Source organism: Exiguobacterium sp. s5 (genome assembly GCF_018618075.1).
In the GTDB taxonomy this organism is placed as follows: domain Bacteria; phylum Bacillota; class Bacilli; order Exiguobacteriales; family Exiguobacteriaceae; genus Exiguobacterium; species Exiguobacterium mexicanum_A.
Map to the genome: position 1 here is coordinate 587,009 of NZ_JACSLK010000001.1, position 20,102 is coordinate 607,110.

Annotated in this window: 21 protein-coding genes; 18 read left to right on the top strand and 3 right to left on the bottom strand. The window is 51.2% G+C overall.

Annotated elements, in window-relative coordinates; genetic code table 11:
• The 17 genes from KNP60_RS03070 to KNP60_RS03150 all read left to right on the top strand — a co-directional run bounded on the left by KNP60_RS03070 (position 1) and on the right by KNP60_RS03150 (position 15,757).
• Positions 1–1,005: a sensor histidine kinase gene (locus KNP60_RS03070; protein WP_214753968.1), complete on the top strand. Its 1,005-nt coding sequence runs from the start codon at positions 1–3 to the stop codon at positions 1,003–1,005.
• Positions 1,006–1,098: 93 nt separating this feature from the next.
• Positions 1,099–1,782: an ABC transporter ATP-binding protein gene (locus KNP60_RS03075; RefSeq protein WP_214753966.1), complete on the top strand. Its 684-nt coding sequence runs from the start codon at positions 1,099–1,101 to the stop codon at positions 1,780–1,782.
• Complete coding sequence (locus KNP60_RS03080) at positions 1,779–4,349, top strand: ABC transporter permease (protein ID WP_214753964.1); 2,571 nt, start codon at positions 1,779–1,781, stop codon at positions 4,347–4,349. The genes KNP60_RS03075 and KNP60_RS03080 overlap by 4 nt, the downstream gene beginning before the upstream one ends.
• Before the next feature lie 74 nt (positions 4,350–4,423).
• Positions 4,424–4,933: a HEAT repeat domain-containing protein gene (locus KNP60_RS03085; protein ID WP_214753962.1), complete on the top strand. Its 510-nt coding sequence runs from the start codon at positions 4,424–4,426 to the stop codon at positions 4,931–4,933.
• 57 nt (positions 4,934–4,990) lie between these two features.
• The gene (locus tag KNP60_RS03090; protein ID WP_214753959.1) at positions 4,991–5,536 is read left to right on the top strand and encodes an RNA polymerase sigma factor; all 546 of its coding nucleotides are present in this window, start codon (positions 4,991–4,993) and stop codon (positions 5,534–5,536) included.
• Entirely contained in the window at positions 5,533–6,276 is a 744-nt protein-coding gene (locus KNP60_RS03095) for a hypothetical protein (protein ID WP_214753957.1), read from the top strand. Before KNP60_RS03090 ends, KNP60_RS03095 begins: the two co-directional genes overlap by 4 nt.
• An 89-nt stretch (positions 6,277–6,365) precedes the next feature.
• Positions 6,366–7,496 carry a Fic family protein gene (locus tag KNP60_RS03100; protein ID WP_214753955.1) on the top strand — a complete coding sequence of 377 codons (1,131 nt, stop codon included), beginning with the start codon at positions 6,366–6,368 and terminating at the stop codon, positions 7,494–7,496.
• Positions 7,497–7,543: 47 nt separating this feature from the next.
• On the top strand, positions 7,544–8,194 hold the full coding sequence (locus KNP60_RS03105) for an SIMPL domain-containing protein (protein WP_214753953.1): 651 nt from the start codon (positions 7,544–7,546) through the stop codon (positions 8,192–8,194).
• Entirely contained in the window at positions 8,191–8,613 is a 423-nt protein-coding gene (locus KNP60_RS03110; protein ID WP_214753951.1) for a hypothetical protein, read from the top strand. Before KNP60_RS03105 ends, KNP60_RS03110 begins: the two co-directional genes overlap by 4 nt.
• Positions 8,610–9,521 (top strand): SWIM zinc finger family protein, encoded by a 912-nt coding sequence (locus KNP60_RS03115; RefSeq protein ID WP_214753949.1) that lies wholly within the window; start codon positions 8,610–8,612, stop codon positions 9,519–9,521. The genes KNP60_RS03110 and KNP60_RS03115 overlap by 4 nt, the downstream gene beginning before the upstream one ends.
• Before the next feature lie 75 nt (positions 9,522–9,596).
• A complete protein-coding gene (locus KNP60_RS03120) occupies positions 9,597–10,067 on the top strand; it encodes a flavodoxin family protein (RefSeq protein ID WP_214753947.1) in 471 nt (156 codons plus the stop codon).
• A 110-nt stretch (positions 10,068–10,177) separates the two neighbouring features.
• A complete protein-coding gene (locus KNP60_RS03125; RefSeq protein WP_214753945.1) occupies positions 10,178–10,579 on the top strand; it encodes a hypothetical protein in 402 nt (133 codons plus the stop codon).
• An 87-nt stretch (positions 10,580–10,666) separates the two neighbouring features.
• Positions 10,667–11,779 carry a M14 family metallopeptidase gene (locus tag KNP60_RS03130; protein ID WP_214753943.1) on the top strand — a complete coding sequence of 371 codons (1,113 nt, stop codon included), beginning with the start codon at positions 10,667–10,669 and terminating at the stop codon, positions 11,777–11,779.
• Positions 11,780–11,865: 86 nt separating this feature from the next.
• Complete coding sequence (locus tag KNP60_RS03135; protein ID WP_034778702.1) at positions 11,866–12,666, top strand: alpha/beta fold hydrolase; 801 nt, start codon at positions 11,866–11,868, stop codon at positions 12,664–12,666.
• A gap of 404 nt (positions 12,667–13,070) precedes the next feature.
• Positions 13,071–13,499 carry a CBS domain-containing protein gene (locus KNP60_RS03140; protein ID WP_021066516.1) on the top strand — a complete coding sequence of 143 codons (429 nt, stop codon included), beginning with the start codon at positions 13,071–13,073 and terminating at the stop codon, positions 13,497–13,499.
• A 74-nt stretch (positions 13,500–13,573) separates the two neighbouring features.
• Positions 13,574–14,827, top strand: a complete 1,254-nt coding sequence (locus KNP60_RS03145; RefSeq protein ID WP_214753941.1) for a hypothetical protein — start codon at positions 13,574–13,576, stop codon at positions 14,825–14,827.
• An 84-nt stretch (positions 14,828–14,911) separates the two neighbouring features.
• Complete coding sequence (locus KNP60_RS03150) at positions 14,912–15,757, top strand: pentapeptide repeat-containing protein (protein WP_052090152.1); 846 nt, start codon at positions 14,912–14,914, stop codon at positions 15,755–15,757.
• A gap of 51 nt (positions 15,758–15,808) precedes the next feature.
• On the opposite strand, the gene KNP60_RS03155 is transcribed toward KNP60_RS03150, so the two are convergent.
• The gene (locus KNP60_RS03155) at positions 15,809–16,756 is read right to left on the bottom strand and encodes an LLM class oxidoreductase (RefSeq protein ID WP_214796907.1); all 948 of its coding nucleotides are present in this window, start codon (positions 16,754–16,756) and stop codon (positions 15,809–15,811) included.
• Positions 16,757–16,766: 10 nt separating this feature from the next.
• Entirely contained in the window at positions 16,767–17,969 is a 1,203-nt protein-coding gene (locus KNP60_RS03160; RefSeq protein ID WP_214796908.1) for an MFS transporter, read from the bottom strand.
• 256 nt (positions 17,970–18,225) lie between these two features.
• On the opposite strand from KNP60_RS03160, the gene KNP60_RS03165 reads away from it, so the two are divergent.
• Positions 18,226–18,555: a winged helix-turn-helix transcriptional regulator gene (locus KNP60_RS03165; RefSeq protein ID WP_200881502.1), complete on the top strand. Its 330-nt coding sequence runs from the start codon at positions 18,226–18,228 to the stop codon at positions 18,553–18,555.
• Positions 18,556–18,605: 50 nt separating this feature from the next.
• Here the strand turns inward: KNP60_RS03165 and xylE are convergent, their stop codons facing one another.
• A complete protein-coding gene (gene xylE / locus KNP60_RS03170; RefSeq protein WP_214796909.1) occupies positions 18,606–20,021 on the bottom strand; it encodes a D-xylose transporter XylE in 1,416 nt (471 codons plus the stop codon).
• Positions 20,022–20,102: the final 81 nt, after the last annotated feature.

Below are 20,102 nucleotides of genomic sequence, written 5' to 3' on the forward strand. Positions count from 1 at the left end.
ATGTTGCGCAATCGAGAAATCCGTATCTATTTAGTCAGTCTGTTGCTGCTGATTGGGGTGGCTTCTATCGTCGCAGCTTTGTTCCTATCGATGGAGGCCGTCATTCTCGTCCTCCTTTTGTCGGTTGCGTTCTTGATCGTGACATATCGGTTCACGGCGTGGCGCTATCGGGAGATCGATCAGCTGTCGAGCTACCTGCAAGAAATCAGCAACGGTAACTATAAACTCGATGTCCGCGACAATCGTGAAGGCGAGCTTAGTCTATTGAAGAGCCAAATCTATAAAGTGACGAAGATGCTGTCCGAGCAAGGGACGCATCTCGAAGAGGACAAGCAGAAGCTGACGGATGCTATCTCCGACATTTCCCATCAGTTGAAGACCCCGCTTACCTCGATGACCGTCATGGCGGACTTGCTCAGTGACCCACGGCTGTCAGATGACAAGCGTCAAGAGTTCACGCATAACGTGCAGGTGCAGCTCGAGCGGATGGAGTGGCTCGTCTCGTCACTGCTCAAGCTGTCTAAAATCGATGCCGGGACGATTCAGTTCAAACAGGAACCGGTGTCCGTCCCCGTGCTCGTTCAAGCCGTGACGGAACCGATGCTCGTGCCGATCGATATTAAAATGCAACGGCTCCAAATCGCGGGTGAGGGCGACGTCACGTTCGAAGGCGATTTAAAGTGGACGACCGAGGCGCTCATCAACATCTTAAAGAATTGCGTCGAGCATACACCGGAACAAGGCGAGCTGTTCATCGATTACAGTGAGAACACACTGTATACGGAAATCGTCATTCGCGATACGGGGAATGGCATCGCCAAGCAAGACATCCCGTATATTTTCCAACGTTTTTATAAGGGTATGAATGCGAGTGACGACAGCGTCGGCATCGGGCTCGCCATGGCTCACAGCATCATCACGAGCCAGCAAGGTGAACTGACCGTCCGCAGTGAACGCGGAGCTGGGGCTGCGTTTCAAATTCGATTCTACAAAGCAATCGTCTAATCGCTTAAGTGACGAAACAGTCACTTTCGAGTCACGGACGTGTCACACTCGCTCGGTACACTCAAAGTAGATCAAGTACTGGAGGGTGCAACCATGAATATATTAGAAGTGCAAAATTTATCAAAAGTATACGGGAAAGACGAGATGGAAGTCCGGGCGCTCGATGACGTGTCGTTCACCGTGAAAAAAGGTGAGTTCGTCTGTATCGTCGGACCGTCGGGCTCGGGAAAGTCGACGTTGTTACATTTGCTCGGCGGCGTCGATGTCCCGACGAGTGGACACGTGTTGATCGACAACACGGATATTTATAAATTGGACGAGACGCAGCTCGCCATCTTCCGTCGCCGTCAAATCGGTTTGATTTATCAGTTTTACAACTTGATTCCGATTTTGACGGTTGAGGAGAACATTACGTTGCCGATGTTGTTGGACGAACAAAAAGTCGACGCCGCCCATTTGGAGCGCATCATCGGCATCCTCGGGCTATCGAACCGGTTGACGCATCTGCCGAACCAACTGTCTGGCGGGCAGCAACAACGGGTCTCCATCGGTCGGGCGCTCATCAGCAACCCGGCCATCATCTTGGCCGATGAGCCAACGGGGAACTTAGACAGTCAAAACAGTGAAGAGATCATGAGCCTCCTGAAACTGTTCAACAAGAAGTTCAATCAGACGCTGATCATCATCACGCATGACGAACGAATCGCCTTGCAGGCCGACCGCATCATCTCGATTGAGGATGGGAAGATTGCGAAGAACGAGGTCGTCCGCTCATGAACATCATCAATAAAATGACGCTTCGCCACTTGCGCGAGAACAAGCGGCGCTCGCTCGTCACTATCATCGGGGTCATCATCTCGGTGGCGATGATCACGGCCGTGACGACACTGGGTTCGTCGTTCCTGGACTTGATGATCCGTCAAGACATCGCGGACAATGGGGAATGGCACGTCCAATACATCAACACGAATGAGGAGCAGGTCGAGGCGATCCGGAATGATGCATCGACGAAGGACGTCATCCTATCAAGTGACGGCTATGCGGAATTAAAGGAATCGCAGAATGCGTATAAACCTTACTTATACGTCCGGAACTATAACACGTCGGGGCTGAAAAACTTTCCCATCGAATTGACGGACGGGCGTTTGCCGAACAAAGAAGGCGAAGTCGTCATTTCCGAGGCCATCCGTCAAAATGCGCAAGTCACGTACAACATCGGTGATCAATTGACGCTTGATGTCGGTGAGCGCGTGGACGAGTCGTCCGGTCGGGTGTTGACCCAAAACGATGGATTGATCCGCGAAGGGGAGACAATGCTTGAACAGTTGAAGGTCGAAGATACGGTAACGTTGACCGTCGTCGGCACAATGACGCGCCCGGCCTGGGAGCCGACTTGGTCGCCGGGGTATACGGTCGTCGGATACATTGACGACAAAGCGTTGAACGGTGCGACCGTCGATACGTTCGTCGCCTTGAACGACGTGAACGGTTCGATTTATGAAGATACGAAACAACTGATGCGCGAACAGAAAATTGAAGGAATTGCCTATAACGCGTCGTTGCTTCGCTATTATGGGGTGACCGATGATGACGGCTTGCGCAAGACGCTGTACGGGTTCGGTGGCATCATCATGGCGGTCATCGTCATCGGCTCGATTTCGCTCATCTATAATGCCTTTGCCATCAGCGTATCTGAGCGCTCACGCTACCTCGGGATGCTCGCGAGTGTCGGGGCGACGAAACGGCAAAAACGAAATTCGGTCTTCTTTGAAGGATTGATTATCGGAGGAATCAGCATCCCAATCGGTATCATTGCCGGGGTGGCCGGAATCGGGGTCACGTTCCTGTTCATCAATGCCTTTGCGGAGAAGGCGCTCAACGTGACGGAGAAGTTTGAAGTCGTCGTCACACCAATCACGCTCCTGTTGACGGTGCTCATTTCGAGCGTGACGATTTTCATCTCGTGTTATCTGCCGGCTCGCCGCGCATCAAAGATTTCTGCGATTGACGCGATTCGTCAGACCCAGGACGTGCGACTGACGTCGAAGAACGTGAAGACCTCGAAACTCGTGCGACGGATCTTCGGATTGGAAGCGGAGATTGGGCTGAAAAACACAAAACGCAACCGGAAACGGTATTTGGCGACGGTGTTCTCGCTCGTCATCAGTATCGTGCTGTTTTTAGTCGTCAGTTACTTCACGGATCGACTCGAACAGTCACTCGAGATGTCACAAGGCACGTACGAGTTCGACATTCTCGTGAACGGGTCGCATCTCAGTAAAGATGACTTACGTCGCTATGAGACGTTGGACCATGTGACGAGCGGGACGTACTTCGAGAACACGACCGTCCAGACGGTGGTTGACGAAGCGCGGTTACCGAGCGCGGTCACCGAGAATGAAGACTTGGTGTCCACGTTCGTCGATGGGAAATTTGTGTACTACGTTTCTCTTTATCAATTAGATGATGAAAGTTTCGATGCGTACTTGAAGCAGATCGGGGCATCCGCCAGCAATTTTGAAGACGGGGAGATGCCGGGTGCCGTCTTGATTGATGAAATTTCGTATCAAGACGTCGACAAGAAGAAATTTGTGAACTCGAAGACGATTGAGACCGAAATCGGCGATACGCTTGAACTCCGGGACGAGAACGCAACGGACGAGACGGCACCGCTCAAAACAATCAAAATCGGCGCCATGACCGACGTCCCCCCGACCGGTGTGATGACGAGCTCACTTGGATGGCTTGATGTGATCGTTCGGGAAGGGACGTTTGAAGAGGATGCGATTGGTCAATTGATGAAACAATCAAGTCCATCAATCGCCTTGAACACGAGTAATCCTGAGGCGACGCAACAAGTGATTGAGGCGGAACAAAATATGGACCAATACATCTTCAACGTGTCGGAGCAGCGTGAACAACAAGAGCAGGTCTTGTTGCTGTTATCGATTTTCGTCTATGGATTCATCGTCTTGATCTCGCTCATCTCGGTGGCGAACATCTTCAACACAATCTCGACGAGCGTCTCACTCCGACGCCGCGAATTCGCGATGCTACGGTCGGTCGGGATGACACCGAAAGGGTTCAACAAGATGGTGTACTATGAGAGCATCTTCTACGGCATGAAAGCATTGGCGTATGGAGTGCCGATCAGTATTCTCATCATGTACCTCATTTACCGAGCGCAAATCAACACGTTCGAAGCAGCGTTCACGTTGCCGTGGGGCGATATCTTGTTCGTCACGGTCGTAATCTTCCTCATCGTTGGTTCTTCGATGCTGTACGCGATTTCGAAAGTGAAGTCGGATAATATCATCGACCGGTTGAAGCAAGAGAATAACTAATATGCATGCAAAGGGATTCAGTGTCTACTGAGTCCCTTTTTCTGTAAAATGAGAGAGAAGAAAGAGGTGGGAGAATGGACATCCGAGAAGTATTGAGTGGTGGGGATTTGCGCTCGATTGGCCATGTCGATGCGGTCGTCGCCTACGTCGGGAACGACCCGGACCGATTCAGCGAATTGATGACCGGCTTGACCGATGACCGTCCCGTCGTTCGGATGCGGAGCGCAGACGCGATGGAGAAAGTGACACGCCGTCATCCAAAGCTGCTTCAAGCGCATCAAGCGTCCTTATTCCAACAGTTACATCGTGCCACTCAACAAGAAGTGAGGTGGCACTTGGCGCAAGTGATGCCACGGCTGACGTGGACGGAAGACGAGGCGGCCGACATCGTTCATGTGCTCACCGATTGGATTGCCACGGAGACGAGCAACATCGTCATCGTCAACTCCCTACAGGCGATGTTCGACTTGAGCGCCGTGCATCCGCGATTCCGTGACGAGCTGAAAGCATTGCTCGAGTCGCAGCTCGAGACAGGGAGTCCGGCCGTGAAGAGCCGCTCCAAAAAACTTTTACAGAAGTTGTGACCGATGGACTTCATTTCCGGTCCATAAAGATGTAAGTACATCGAGAGGGGGATTCGATTGGACGATCAAGCGATTATCGATTTGTATTGGCAACGTTCCGAACGGGCGATTGAGGCGACGGCCCAAAAGTACGGCGGCTATTGTCATACGATTTCCTATAATATTTTGAATAGCCGAGAGGACGCGGACGAGTGCGTCAATGATACGTACATGAAGGCGTGGCAAGCGATTCCGCCGACACGTCCAGCACGACTCGCCGCCTATTTGGCGAAGCTTGTTCGTAACGTCTCGCTCCATAAGTATGAGAAGGCGAACGCCAAGAAGCGTGGAGCGGGGCAAGTCCCGCTCATTGTCAGTGAGCTCGAGCACTGTCTCGCCTCCTCCGTCGCGACCGATTCAGAAGTCGTCGAGTTGTTGAACGACTTTTTGGCCCAGTTATCGCAAGAGACCCGGCAGATTTTCATGGGACGTTACTTTTACTTTCAATCGATCAAAGACATCGCGAAGATGCACCAGGTGAGTGAGAGCAAGGTCAAGATGGTGCTGCTGCGGACCCGTAATGACTTGAAGCAAGCGCTCGAAGCGGAAGGGGTGGCGCTATGAATGGAGATCGACTTACACGTTTGATGGGGGACGTCGATGATCGTTTCGTCGAGGAATCGATGGAAGTCGAGGTAAAGAAACGAAGACATTGGCGTTGGATGGGCGGTCTCATCGCAGCAGCCGCTGTCACACTCTTTGTCGTGACATGGGACAGTTTTAAAGAATTGATTCCGCTGTCGGACAGCTCGAGCAATATGTCGGTCGCTTATATCGATGAAGGGGACATCGACGTCGGGATGTCATCGGCAAACCTTGCCGAGATGAGTGAAGACGAGCTGTTCTCGAAATGGGAACCTGCGGTGGTACGGGGCGTCGTGCAACAGATTGACCACATCGAGCTCGACTTCAACGGACAAGCGGAATATCAGTCGATTGTGACGATTAGCGTGACAGACGTCTATCGGGGTGAGGTTGAGCCTGGGAGTGAGATGAAAGTACTTACCGTTGCCGGTGTCGGTTCTGAAGTGCTTCAGTCGGATGCGGACGTCATCTCTGAACTTCGCCTTGGGATGGAAGGGATTTTTATGCCGATCCCATACGATGCGTCACACATCTGGTCACAAAACGAAGCCACGCTTCAAGTGATGGATGTGAGTGATTACGGATTTCCGGACGGTGAGCGGTACATGTTCTTGAACACGGACGAAGGACTCGTCTTCAGTCGAGATGCCTATCCGTCGCTACGTGGCGCTGAAACACTTGATGACATAGAGGAGTTCATGATGACTAAATTTAAATAAGTCACATTTCATGTATATTTGATTTTTAAAAGCTGATAGATTATTATTAAGTCAATATTATAATAAATATGACTTAAAGGATGAGTGTCATGGCGATACAAGGATTAACCAAATTACCTGTCAAAATAGAAATCACACAAGCCATCAAATTACTTGAACGTCTGGCGCATGTGAATACGCTACTTGGAAAACTCGATGGTGAATTGACGCATTCGAAAGCAAGTAAGCAATTAATGCAACTCTTATCGCTTCAAGAATCCGTTGAATCAACGAAAATCGAAGGATCACAGGTGACGTTCACGGATATGATGGAGTCTTCGCTGAAGAAAAGTGACGATTCCGATGTTATCGAAATTCAGAACTATATGAGGGCCTTGCAGTTTGGGTATGAATCTGTCGAAAATGGTTATCCGGTGACGACGCGATTGATCAAGCAGTTACATGAGATTTTGATGAAAGGAAGTCGAGGCGAAGTCAGTTCAGCCGGTGAGTTCCGTAAAATTCAACATTTTATCGGGCCGACGAATCGATTAGAAGATGCTTCTTATATTCCGGTAGAGGCTCATTTGATTAACGAATACATGGAGAACTTAGAAAAATTTATCAATACTGATTCTTACGGACGATTGCTACCGCAGAACCACTTAAAGTCAGACGGATATGTCATTAATGAACAAGCGGCTCCACTTCTTAAAACAGGAATTATGCATGCTCAATTTGAATCCATCCATCCATTTTTGGACGGGAACGGGCGTTTAGGGCGGATTCTAATTGTGCTTTACCTCCTGCAGCAAAAAGTGATTACGCACCCCATCTTTTTTGTGAGTGAAGAACTTGAGAAAGAAAAAGCCCGCTACTACGATTTGCTCAACGGTGTTCGTGGAGACCAGTCGGATTGGGGGAAATGGTTACTGTTTTTCGTTGATGCTTCAGAACGAATGGCGACAAAGTTGTTGGATCAATTGAATAAAGCCAATCGCTTGCTGTCAGAAGGTGAACAGCTAATTGAAAACGAAGCGGAACGTAAACTATGGATTACGAGCTTTGAACAACCAATCTTGACGGTGGCGAAAGGTGTCGAAATGACAGGCTATTCACCGAACACGGTTCGAAAAGCACTTCATCAACTTGTGGAAAAAGAACTTTTATACGCTTCGAACACAGAGCGGAGAAATCGTAAATATCGAAATTATGCGTTATTGCGCATTTTCGTGAACTAAAAGCAGTGTGCCGTTTTTAAATCGCCAACAATGAAGGAGGAAATCATATGGACCGCACCATCACTGTCAAAGGCACAGGGAAAGTATCGGCCAAGCCTGATTTGATTGTCGTGAGAATGGATTTGTCGTCAAGAGCCGTCCGCTATGAGGAGACGATGAACGGGGCGGCACTCGCCGTCACACGTCTGCAAAAAGCGATTGAGCAGGCTGGCTTCGCGAAAACGGATTTAAAGACGACCGACTTCTCGATTGACACCGACTATGAGAGCTACCGCGACAAACAAGGTAACTACAAGTCTCGTTTCCGGGGTTACGTCTGTCAGCAGAAGACGAAACTCGAATTTTCGCTCGATACGAAACAATTGTCAGCGGTCATCGAACATGTCAGCAACTCGCTAGCCGAGCCGAAGCTGTCCATCTCGTTTACGATCAAGGATGCGGACACAATCCAAGACGAACTGCTCGCGAGCGCGGCGGCGAACGCGCGTCATCGGGCCGAACTGTTGGCGAAAGGGGCCGGGGCGACGCTCGGTGACTTGCTTCAAATCGATTACACGTGGGGCGAGCTTCATCTTTATTCGCCGACGCGTCTCACGCTCCATGACGAGGTTCTCTTCTCGGAGGCGGCAATGCCAGAACTCGAGCCGGATGAGATTGACTTGAGTGACTCGGCGACGTTCGTGTGGGCGATTCGATGAGGCGTATCATCGGATTGGTGCTGCTGTTCCTATCGGTTTCAATGTCAGCCCAAGCCTTATCTTGGGCGTATGCGTTCGTCGTGTTGGATGGACGGGTGTATGAAGTGATGGACGTCGCGGTATTGGAGGCTGACTTGGGAGAAGTCGTCGGCGAGGTCAAGACGATGGCCGACGATATGGATGGCAGCTATTATGGGGACGCCTCGAACATGTATCCGGTCGGGACGACCTATCGAAAAGTGAACGGGGAAGCGACGGAGGACGTGCTCGCGGTCGAGGATGGGTCTGGGTGGAAGCGGGCCGAATATCGGCATGACGCCCCGTTCAGCATGCGTGACCATTTGGATAAGGTGGCATATGGATTCGTCGGACTCGGCCTCGTATTTTTTGTTATGTATCGATTTAGGGGGACAAGATGAATTTATTTGAGTTTGAAAGATATGTATCACGGCGAATCGAGGACCGTGGCTACGGTTATTATATGAGTGGGAACCTCAAATTAGTGTCACAAACTCGAAATACGTACTGGTTTGATGTATATGGCAGTAGCGTTTATCGAGTGGGGGTTACATGTGCGAACGAGTGGATGATTCAATCGTCATGCGATTGCCCCTATAATCAAGGAACGTGTAAACATGAAGTCGCAGTTTATTATTGGTTACGCGATCGGCTTACACCGGGGGCACCATTTGATTTAGCAAAAGAACTCGGTAAGCTGAAGAAAGCCGACCTCATCGATGTGATGATAAAGCTAGCGCATGACCCGGATATTCACCATCGTTTGGCACACGACCTCGGACCGCCATCAAGCAACCCAGAAACATTCGTTCAAGTCTGTGAGCGAGAAATTGCCGAAAAGTTTTCAAACGGCACGATTAATCAACAAGAAATGAAGACCTTGAAACGTTATCTGTTTCGTAAAATAGATGTGATTCAGTCAGATGAAAATCCTGTATCACGCTTATTCAATAGTATTTCATTTCTTGATACAGTCACTCCGACAATCATGAGATGTGATATATTTCTTCACTTGTTGTTCGCTGTGCGGGACGAAGTCACTGATTTGATGGTGTCAGCCATTGAGGAAATCCCAGAGGCGGAACGAGACATGGTTTTTCAACGTTTCATTTTGATGTGGCATGAACTGCATCTAGCCGTTTACAATGACGTTCATGTTCAATTGTTGAAAGTGATTGTCCCCATCTATGAAGGAGATAAGACGTTTCTCATCGACCAAATCAATCGGTTTAGAAGCACGCACGCCGAGGCTAGTGATTTGGAGCACCTGGACGAGTTCACGAAAGTGTTAACAGAAGAAAGTTGGTAAGTTGATAATCAAGTATGGAAATGGGGAACAGATTCATGTAGGGGTTACCCAGTCTTGGAGAGAGAAGGGACAAACATGAAAATCCTCATCATCTTTGACTCGATGTACGGGTGTACCGAAAAAGTCGCATATGCCATCAAGGACGGATTCAGCGACTTACACCGCGTCGACATCATGCAGATCAGCCACGTCGGATACGGCGACCTCGCCAACCTTGATTTGTTCATCGTTGGTTCGCCGACTCACGGAGGGCGCGAAACCGAGGATGTGAAGACGTTTCTCGACGGCTTATCGGACCATGCACTGCGTGGTACGCGAGCTGCAGCCTTCGATACGAGTATGGCCGAAGAAGATCAAGGCTTTTTCGTCGGGAAAATCGTCAAATGGTTCGGTCACGCCTCGACCCGGATGGAGCAGTTATTGCTCGAAAAAGGAGCGGAGCCGGTGCTGAAAGAATCGTTCATCGTCCTTGATAAAGAAGGACCACTTAAAGACGGAGAGCTCGAGCGGGCGACCGAATGGGCCCGTCACTTGATGGACAAATAATCTGACGTGTTCCTTACGGGACGCGTCTTTTTTGACGCAGAATTGTCCGAAGCGTTCGCAAAACGGGTAAATATAAGGGTAGCTCTATTGTGTGGAACGGAGGGAGAATGATGAAAAAATGGGAACGTGACGTCCTCATGGGTTGGATTGTCGTCTTATTGGTGCTCGTTGCGCATTATGTGATCACGGTATCACTCGGCAACACGTATTTTGCCGAGTCCACGATGAACCGGATGCTTTGGCTCAGTAGCTTCCCGGCCTTTTTGATCGCCTTTCTCGCGGCCCTCTTCCAAAAAACGAACACGCTTACGCTTGCTGTTCGTCGTAGTGTCATTTGGACGGCCGAACTCGTCGTCGGCTTCTCGCTCGTCGCCTGGTTTTTCCGGGCGTTCGAGATGTTGTTTGTGAGCCCGGGCGCGTATTGGGTGTTCGGCGCCGTTCTGCTCGCTCCGCTCGTCTACTTGTTCGAGTTCCGGCGTCAAAACCGTGGAACGAAAGCCGGGGCCCACTAAATTTAGAAAACGTCTCCTTAGGGAGGCGTTTTTAGTCTGGCGTGGAATGGGAATGGGATACAGAAGATTAGAATGGAGGGAGTCGCTATGAGTCAGTATTTTTCATCGTCATACGAAGAGTCGCGCGAGAAGTTTCTCGCCCTGCTCGACCGCATCAAACCCTATTATCCGACGGCCCGCGTGATGTCCCACTCGATCGGGGAGGACACGATTGATGTCATCATCGGTGAACCTGCGGGATCACGCGAAGCGGTGCTTCTCATGACAATCGGGGAGCACGGCATCGAAGGATACGCCGGGGCCGCGGTGACACACCAGTTCATCGAGACGCAACTCGAAAACCTTCGGCACGAGTCGACAGGGATCTGTCTCATCCATGCGGTCAATCCGTGGGGGATGAAGCACTTCCGCCGCGTCAATGAACATAACGTTGACTTGAACCGCAACTACGTCATCGACCGGGAATCACTCCCGCGTAACGTCAATAAAGAGTATGAAGTTATGCGGCACTTGTTCGTCCCGGACGGCGTCATCGATGACTACCATGAATCGCGCGAACATATTTACTCGTTCCTCGGTTCTGGTATCAAGCTCGACGGCTTCGAGGCGATGACCGAGGCGAAAGGGATGGGACAATATCAGTTCCCGAAAGGCGTCTATTATGGCGGTGAGTCGGATGAGCCGTCCGCCATCTTTTTGAAGGAGATTCAACATGACCTGCTTGATCGCTATGACCGCGTCGTCCACATGGATTGGCATACGGCGCTCGGTCCGACGAACGAAGTGACGATGGTCATCAGTGAGCGCGACGGGCGTGACGTCGACGAGTTGAAACGGACTTACGGGTTGAAGAACATCCAGACGTATGACCCGACCGACGTCCTCGGGGACTCGACGAACCACTTCTACTATGTGCGCGACACACATCACCCGGAAAAACAACTCGTCTCGGCGTTGTTCGAGTTCGGGACATTCGGGACGTCGACGAAAGCGACGATTCGCGAGTTCTTGACGATCATCCTCGAGAACCGGCTCTACTTTGAAGGGACGAAAGACCCGGAAGCCCGCAACGGCATTCGAAAAGAGTTCATGGCGATGTTTTATCCGGAAGACGAGTCGTGGCGGACGTCCGTATTACGCGAAGGAGCGGCGGCGATTGAGCATGTCTTGAAAGGCGAATCGCTCTGGCGCGACAGTTGATAGGTTTCCACATCGGTCAAACGGGAAAAGTTGGGTTGTGGGCAAACAAGCATGCCGCTCAACAATCCAACTGGGGGTTTTGACCAATGGGGAATTATATTACCGCACATGACGGAACGAGTATTTACGTGGAAGACGTCGGGACAGGCGATGCCGTCGTCTTCTTGCACGGCTGGCCGGCAAACAACAACATGTTCGAGTATCAAAAGAATGCATTGCTCGAAGCAGGCTATCGCTACGTCGGGATCGACTATCGTGGCTACGGCAAGTCCGATGCACCGGCGACAGGTTATGACTATGCGACGATGGCGTCGGACGTGCACATGGTCGTTGACGGGCTTGGCATCAAAGATTTCACGCTCGTCGGCTTCTCGATGGGCGGGGCCATCGCCATCCGTTACGCCGTCGATTTCCCGGATGACGGGTTGAAGAAACTCGTCCTCTCAGGCGCAGCGGCACCAGTGTTCACGCAACGTCCAGACTATCCGTACGGGATGACGCAAGCCGAGGTCGACGCGTTGATTGAGGATACGCTGAAAGACCGTCCGAAGATGCTCGAAGGGTTCGGTGAGATTTTCTTCGAGAAAGAACATTCGAAACCGATGCAAAACTGGTTCCATCATCTGTCGCTCGTCGCGTCGAGCCACGGGACGATTGCTTCGGCGAAAGCGCTCCGTGATGAGGATTTGCGCGAGGACTTGCCGAAAGTCAATGTCGAGACGCTTATCATCCATGGCGTCCATGACAAGATTTGTCCGTTCGAGTTCGCGCTCGAGATGGAAAAAGGGATCCCGAACGCCCGGATCGAGCGATTCGAGGAGAGCGGTCACGGTACCGTCCTCGACGAGATGGACAAGTTCAACAAGACGTTGCTCGAATTTATTTGAGTGTGTGACAAGCCTAGGACGTTCCTAGGCTTTTTTTGATGGCCATCTGTAGCATGTTTGTTACGGATTTTGAGGCTAGAACGACTTGTACACGGGTATAGCTAAAATGAAGCACTTTATTCGAGTTGAGATTGAACAAGTTTGCTGTATGTCGAGGTTTTGACATAGAGTCGTTGGTGTTCGTCACACGGTCAAGGATGGCTATGGAAAAGCCGCTCGGGACCGTGCCTGTTTTTGTGTTCTCACACAATTCGAATAGCTCGTCTGGAAACGCTTCACAAGAAAAAAGAAATAAGCCTCCTTTTGCTAGAACGGATGACATTTAGATGGTCAATTTGTGCTGACTAGACCTTAATACATGGTACAATGGAGAGGTGGATTTTTAGATTGAGGAGAGATTGTACATGAATATCGCTTTCTTTTTATATCCGAAAGAAGACGTCAAATATTTAGACCCGGAATCGACGGTGCGTCAAGCGCTCGAGAAGATGAAACATCATCGCTTCACCTCGGTGCCGCTCGTATCCGAGAACGGCTTTTACGCCGGCACGATGACGGAAGGAGATTTGCTCTGGGCACTCGCCGAACAGCTTCGCGGGGAAGAAGACTACGAAAAAGTGCTCCGGACACGCCTGAAAGACATCAAGCAACGCGTACGGTATAAGCCGGTCGCCATCACGGCGCAAATCGAGGAGCTCGTCGATGCGATCACCGATCAAAACTTCGTGCCGGTCGTCGATGACGGGAAGTATTTCATCGGCATCATCCGGCGCCGCGACATCATCGAGTATTACTCGACGAAGTTGCAACAGCTCGAGAATAAAGTGAACTGAACGAATGGACCAACCTGTGAAAGCGGGTTGGTTTTTGTATGTGTGAGTACAAGCAACGGGGAGGCGAGCTATAGATGGAAGCACAAGTCATTGAATCGATTGAGCTATGGTTTCAAGAGGCAGGGTCTGAGGAAACGGTGAACTTCATCGACTTTATGTTGTTTTTGAATGAATCCGCCTATTCTTTGCTTCACCGAGACACGTTACATGGCATCTTCACCTATCAGGTCCGCTACCAAGATGGGACTTCTCAGTCCGTCTTGTACGATAAAGACGAGTGGGTCGCCCATGAACGGAATGAATGGCAAACCGGTATGAGCGGCGGTGAGTGGGTATGGTGGCTCATCGAACGATGGCGTTTTGTCGTGGAGTGGCGCAGTGGTCGAGACTTCCGGACAGGTGACGAGATAGAAGAGAACTTCTATGGGATCATCCCTTACGGTGAAGTTCAACCACTTGACGTTCTGTTGTATTCAATTATTGAAAATGATGCCCACAACACAGAAGCGTTAATCAAAGAGGGATATTACCATGACCCGCTGCTGCAGAAATGGATTGTCATTCCCGATTCGACGGACAGCCTACGACCGCTCGTGTTGGCCGTCTGTTACAACGAAGGAATCATCGAGACACCCCGAACTATCGAGCGGATTGAAGTGACGTTCACCGATTTGACGACAGGAGCGGTCCAATCGCTTGCGAGTGCACTCGAAGCGTATGAGAAACCGGCAGACCTCGATTTAGATGACATCGAGTATCGCGATGACATGTTTTATCGCGACGAGTCCATTCAAGGGACGATTCGTTTCGAGGTGAAGTATCAAGGCGGAAGGGTCCAATATGTCGAACATGACAAATCAGAGATGTTTATGGATTGGGACATGGCGATCATCAAGTGGTTTTTCGAGCATTGGCTTAAGCTGTACGAAGCGTATGCCGAAAAGTCGTTTCCGTCCGGTCAACCATTGCAACGCTTTGAATCGGGCTATGATTATTGGAAAGCCAGACTGTCACCGGAAGCGTGGGACGAGCTCATTCATTCAACAGACCCTTTCGACCAGCAACTTTTAACGGATAAGGAACCCTATGACGAGATTCGAGACGCAAAAGAGCAGTTTGAGATGATGTTCGATCAAGCAACGGAACTCTATCTCGAAGATTTGCGTCACGGATTTTATGTTGATCAACTGTTGGAACAACGAATCGACGTCGAAAGCTCGTTCGATGCCGTGATTGCTCTTTACAAAGAAATATCCGAGGCAGAGCAGAAAAGGCGAACGAGGGAGCAACTGCTTTATGGGGAAAAGGATGAAGGCAACGCTAATTGATTGAATAAAGGCTATGGAAAAATAGGGACATTCCTTATACTTTTACGTATAGAGTCAAGACATACAAGGAAGGAGTGACAATGAATGGCGATGCCCGATTTACATATGCTGCGTGAATCGCTCAAACCGGATTGTGCGAATTGTTTCGGTCTCTGTTGTGTGGCGTTCCACTACTTGAAATCTGAGGATTTCCCGATTGATAAACCCGCAGGACAGCCGTGCGTCCATTTGGCAGATTCGTATGCCTGCAACATCCATTCCGAACTGCGCGAGCGGGGCTTCAAAGGATGTACGGTGTACGACTGTCTCGGGGCCGGGCAGTTCGTGTCACAAGTGACGTTTCACGGACGAAGCTGGCGGGAGGCGGATGTCGACGATACGCGTATGTTCACGGTGCTACCCATCATGAGTCAAGTCCATGAGCTGTTGTTCTACATAAGCGACATCCTGAGCCGAGTAATCCCAAAGCGCGATGCACGATTACTCGAGACGTTATTGGAAGAGCTACTGGCTTTCCGTGAGTTACCGCCTGAACAGTTGAGCGGTACGGCACTGATGGCATTCCGACAACGGGCCCGCCCATTGTTTGTCCGACTCAGTCGGCACATTCGAGCGGAAGGGTTGAAACATAACGGCCTGACGTTGACGTCACGCCACGAGCAAGACCGGGCCGATTTGATTGGTCGAAACGTGAGTCAGCATGACGTGAGAGGGACGTGTTATCGAGGCGCCTTGTTGATTGGTGCTAACTTACGTGGGCAAGACCTGTCCTATGTCGATTTCATGGGGGCCGACGTACGAGATTTGGATGTGCGAGGAGCAACGTTGACCGACAGTCTGTTTTTGACACAGATGCAAGTGAACGCGATGAACGGGGACCGGCATACGAAATTGGCGCCCGTTTACACGCGACCGAGCCACTGGCTGTAACGCAAGAGACGACTTCCACGGGGGGAGGTCGTCTTTTTGAATACCTGGAGTTTACGAAAGCGGCGGGAAATGGGGGAGCACATATTCCCCGAGCTCCTCGATGACCTCGTCGGCCGGACGTTGCCCGTCGAACAAGGCGAAGAACAGATGATTGACGCCGATGGCCCGATACGCCTCGAGCAGTTTGATCAATTGATTGCGACCGACACGGAAGCCGAGCCGGATTGGAGTCGGAAGCTCGTCCGCGTCATGCGCCAAATCGAGATGCATCGGCATCGAGAACGGGCGGAACCCTTTTCCATGCGTCTGACCTGACTCGCGCCAATCGCTCAGAACTTGCTGTTGGGCGAATGGGGCCTGCGGATAATACATCCACCCGTCCCCGTGTTGCCCGAGCCAGTCCATGTCCTGCTGCGCGAAACCGGTGATCATCGTCGGAATGCGTGTTTTCGGACGGGGCACGAGCGTCGCCTCATGGACCTCACCGTACGACGAATCGATGGTCGGATAGTTGTGGTAGAGCGCCTGCTCCATGACACGGAGCGACTCTTTGAACTGCTCGCCCCGTGTCGCAGGGTCGACCCCGAGTCCTTTGAAGTCGGCTCGACGGTCACCGGACGAGATGCCGAGAATCAAACGTTCTGGGAACAACGCTTCAATCGTCGCGACTTCTTTCGCCGAACGGAGCGGGTGCCGGAGCGGCAAAACGAGGGCGGACGTGCCGAGGGCGATGCGTTTCGTCTGACCGAGCAAGTGTGTCCCATAGATGAGCATGTCGTAAATCTGTCCGACGGCCGGGTCTAGGAAGTTCGGGTCTTTCAGCAAGACATCTCGGAGCCAGAGCGCCGTGAAGCCATAGTCGTCTGCTCGTTGGGCGAGCTCGACTTGACGTTCGAGCGTCGGGGTGCGCATCTTGAAATTTTCTAACGGGATGTGGAGGCCGAGCGTGAGCTCGCCCTCCCGATACATCCGATTGTAGCTGACATGATTGTTGAACATGGTGTCCTCCTTAGTTCGCTTCCAAACGACGTGAGACGGCGGTCAAGATGACAGCGATGATGACCATGATGCCACCGACCCAAGGCGTATGCACGAGACCGATCGAGTCCGCGACAATCCCACCGATGGTCGCACCGAGCGCGATACCGATATTGAAGGCGGCGATGTTGAGCGCCGACGCGACATCGACCGCGGCCGGTACATACTTCTCTGCCAACTGCACGATATATAGTTGAAGGCCAGGTACGTTCATGAAGGCGAGCAGTCCCATCAAGACGATGGCGATGAGTCCCGCGACTTTGAACGGGATCATGAACGACATGACGATCATGACAGCGGCGTGGACGATGAACATATAGAACAACGCCTTGGCCGGGTCTTCATTGGCTAGTTTTCCGCCTGCCCAGTTGCCGATGGCGACGGCGATCCCGTAGACGAGTAGGACGATACTAATCAAGCTCGGACTGATGTTCGTCACGTCCTGCATGATTGGCGTCAAGTACGTGAAGGCGACGAACGTTCCGCCGTAACCGAGTGCTGTGATCAAGAAGCCGAGCATGATTCGGCCGTTCGTGAGCAATTTCTTCATATCGGAGAACTTCGCTGGTGGCGACTGTTTCAAATCTTTCGGAATCAAGAAGAAGCTGGCGATGATCGATACGATCCCAAGTGCGGCGACGGCGAAGAACGTGGCGCGCCATCCGAACGCTTGACCGATGAACGTGCCGAGCGGGACGCCGGTCACGGTCGCGACCGTCAAGCCAGTGAACATGAGTGCGATGGCACTCGCTTTTTTATGCGGTGGCACGAGCTGTACGGCAATCGTCGCCCCGATGGAGAAGAAGACACCGTGTGCGAACGCGGTGATAAATCGGGCGGCAATCAACAGTTCGAAACTGGTTGATAAGGCGGATACCAAGTTCCCGCCGATAAAGACGACCATGAGTGCCATGAGTAACGTCTTGCGATTCATCCGGTTCGTGAGTGCCGTCAAGATCGGCGCACCGACGGCGACGCCGATGGCATAACCGGAGATGATAAGACCGGCGAGCGTGATGCCAATATTCAAGTCGCTGGCGATTGATGCGAGCAGGCCGACCGGGACGAACTCGGTCGTCCCGATGCCGAAGGCGCTGATGGCGAGGGCGAGCAGTGCCAGCCCTCCGTTTTTCGGTGCCTGTTCGTCGACAGGCTGGGTGTACGGTTGATTCATGAGTAATTCCTCCTAAGAATGTTTGTTGAGATGAGGGCCCTTCATCTCGAGGCAGCTCGAGCATCTCCCATCTTCTCTATTGTCCAGTACGGTCGAAAAAGATCCTTACTGTCTCAAGAAGCGGTTACTGGTGAGATGAACTTGTATAACTGAGCTACAGTTGCTATCATAAGTCCATCGAATTTAATTGGGAAGTACGCACTTTCAAGTACGATAGGCACCGAAAAGTACCTATCCCGGTCCATAAGGAGGAACCATCATGCCATACAACATCCCGGTCGAGGCGACGCTCGACGTCATCGGCGGCAAGTGGAAAGTCGTCATCATGTGTCATTTGATTAAAGGGGAACGTCGGACGAGCGAGTTGAAAAAGCTCATGCCGAACATCACGCAAAAAATGCTCACGCAACAGTTGCGCGAGCTCGAGGCGGACGGTGTCATCATTCGCACGGTGTATGAACAAGTCCCACCGAAAGTCGTCTATTCCCTGTCCGACTACGGCTGGTCGCTCCAACCGATTTTGGATGCGATGTGTGCCTGGGGAGAAGGGCATATTGAACAGACCGGGGAAGATGTCATTTCCTAAATCAGAAAAGACAGCGGCTCTTCAATGAGAGAACCGCTGTCTTTTTATCGTTATGAGGCGGATGCGTCTTTTGAGACAGCTTGTTTGCGACTCCATAACGTCTCCATCTCTTCGAGCGTTTTGCCTTTCGTCTCCGGTACGAGCTTCCAGACGAACAAGGCGGACAATACGCTCATCACCCCGTAAAATCCGTATGTCATCGTGCCACTAAATTCCATCATCATCGGATAGGTCGATGAAATGAAGTAGTTGGCTGTCCATTGAGCGGCGACGGCGATCGCGACCGCTTGCCCTCGGATTTTATTTGGGAAGATCTCCGAAATGAGTACCCAACAAATCGGTCCCCATGACATCATGAATGAGGCTGTGTAGATGATGATGAAGATGAGTGTACCGATTCCGATTGCATTCGTGTAGGCCATCGAAGCGACACCGAACATCCCGATTGCCATGCCGACCGAACCGATGATGAGCAGTGGTTTTCGACCGACTTTATCGACAAACAAGATGGCGACGATGGTGAAGACGACGTTGACGAGCCCCATGACGACGGTCTGCATCATGGAAGCGTCTTTAGCGGCACCCATACTTTCAAAGATTCGTGGGGCATAGTACAATGCGACGTTGATGCCGACAAATTGTTGGAACACCGATAGTAGAATCCCGATGGTGATGACCAGTTTTCCGTAAGTGAACAGCTTGGCTGAAGAATGACTGACAGACGATTTGATGTCTTGCATGATCGCTTCGGCACGTTCTTTGCCATTGATTCGACTGAGGATGTGGAGAGCTTTTTCTTCCTCGCCTTGGAGCGCCAAATACCGTGGTGTTTCCGGAACAATCAATAAGAGCGAACCGAAAAGGAGGGCCGGAATGGCTTCAGAGGCAAACATATACCGCCAACCGATGTCATCGATCCAGGCGACCGTTTGCCCACTTGTGATCGACCAGTTGACGAAGTAGACGACGAGCATCCCGAGGATGATGGCGAATTGGTTTAGCGACACGAGCCGTCCTCGAATCGCAGCTGGAGCGACCTCACTGATATACATCGGCGTGATGGCCGAGGCAAGTCCGACGCCGATTCCGCCGATGATGCGATACAAGTTGAACGTAAGTAGAAGGGCAATTGTCGGTTCGCCTTTCGTAAAGAAGAGGACTTCGGGATAAGCCGATCCCAGTGCGGACAAGAAGAAAAGAGTGGCCGCGAAAATCAATGATTTTTTACGACCAAATCGGCTTGCGAATATACCGGAGATGATCCCCCCGATGATACAACCGATCAATGCCGAGGAAGTGGTCGCCCCGTGTACGAGCGAACTTAAGTTCAGCCCGTCAATAAAATACTTCTCCAATGATTTCTCTGCGCCTGAGATGACAGCAGTATCATAACCGAACAACAGGCCACCTAATGTCGCGACGAGTGTGATGGTCATGAGGTATAGCGTGTTCTGATTTTGTTTCATCACGTTTTGCCCTCCTTGGAATTGGTAACGCTTACAATATCAAGTTAAAAAATAAGTTAGTTTGTTTGACGGATAAACTAA

Bases quoted from the DNA above. Each gene is read 5' to 3' on its own strand.
- KNP60_RS03100 (WP_214753955.1), top strand. From the start codon at position 6,366: ATGGCGATACAAGGATTAACCAAATTACCTGTCAAAATAGAAATCACA.
- KNP60_RS03150 (WP_052090152.1), top strand. From the start codon at position 14,912: ATGGCGATGCCCGATTTACATATGCTGCGTGAATCGCTCAAACCGGAT.
- KNP60_RS03140 (WP_021066516.1), top strand. From the start codon at position 13,071: ATGAATATCGCTTTCTTTTTATATCCGAAAGAAGACGTCAAATATTTA.
- KNP60_RS03085 (WP_214753962.1), top strand. From the start codon at position 4,424: ATGGACATCCGAGAAGTATTGAGTGGTGGGGATTTGCGCTCGATTGGC.
- KNP60_RS03125 (WP_214753945.1), top strand. From the start codon at position 10,178: ATGAAAAAATGGGAACGTGACGTCCTCATGGGTTGGATTGTCGTCTTA.
- KNP60_RS03120 (WP_214753947.1), top strand. From the start codon at position 9,597: ATGAAAATCCTCATCATCTTTGACTCGATGTACGGGTGTACCGAAAAA.
- KNP60_RS03115 (WP_214753949.1), top strand. From the start codon at position 8,610: ATGAATTTATTTGAGTTTGAAAGATATGTATCACGGCGAATCGAGGAC.
- KNP60_RS03110 (WP_214753951.1), top strand. From the start codon at position 8,191: ATGAGGCGTATCATCGGATTGGTGCTGCTGTTCCTATCGGTTTCAATG.
- KNP60_RS03095 (WP_214753957.1), top strand. From the start codon at position 5,533: ATGAATGGAGATCGACTTACACGTTTGATGGGGGACGTCGATGATCGT.
- KNP60_RS03070 (WP_214753968.1), top strand. From the start codon at position 1: ATGTTGCGCAATCGAGAAATCCGTATCTATTTAGTCAGTCTGTTGCTG.
- KNP60_RS03105 (WP_214753953.1), top strand. From the start codon at position 7,544: ATGGACCGCACCATCACTGTCAAAGGCACAGGGAAAGTATCGGCCAAG.
- KNP60_RS03155 (WP_214796907.1), bottom strand. From the start codon at position 16,756: ATGTTCAACAATCATGTCAGCTACAATCGGATGTATCGGGAGGGCGAG.
- KNP60_RS03130 (WP_214753943.1), top strand. From the start codon at position 10,667: ATGAGTCAGTATTTTTCATCGTCATACGAAGAGTCGCGCGAGAAGTTT.
- KNP60_RS03145 (WP_214753941.1), top strand. From the start codon at position 13,574: ATGGAAGCACAAGTCATTGAATCGATTGAGCTATGGTTTCAAGAGGCA.
- KNP60_RS03075 (WP_214753966.1), top strand. From the start codon at position 1,099: ATGAATATATTAGAAGTGCAAAATTTATCAAAAGTATACGGGAAAGAC.
- KNP60_RS03160 (WP_214796908.1), bottom strand. From the start codon at position 17,969: ATGAATCAACCGTACACCCAGCCTGTCGACGAACAGGCACCGAAAAAC.
- KNP60_RS03135 (WP_034778702.1), top strand. From the start codon at position 11,866: ATGGGGAATTATATTACCGCACATGACGGAACGAGTATTTACGTGGAA.
- KNP60_RS03080 (WP_214753964.1), top strand. From the start codon at position 1,779: ATGAACATCATCAATAAAATGACGCTTCGCCACTTGCGCGAGAACAAG.
- xylE (WP_214796909.1), bottom strand. From the start codon at position 20,021: ATGAAACAAAATCAGAACACGCTATACCTCATGACCATCACACTCGTC.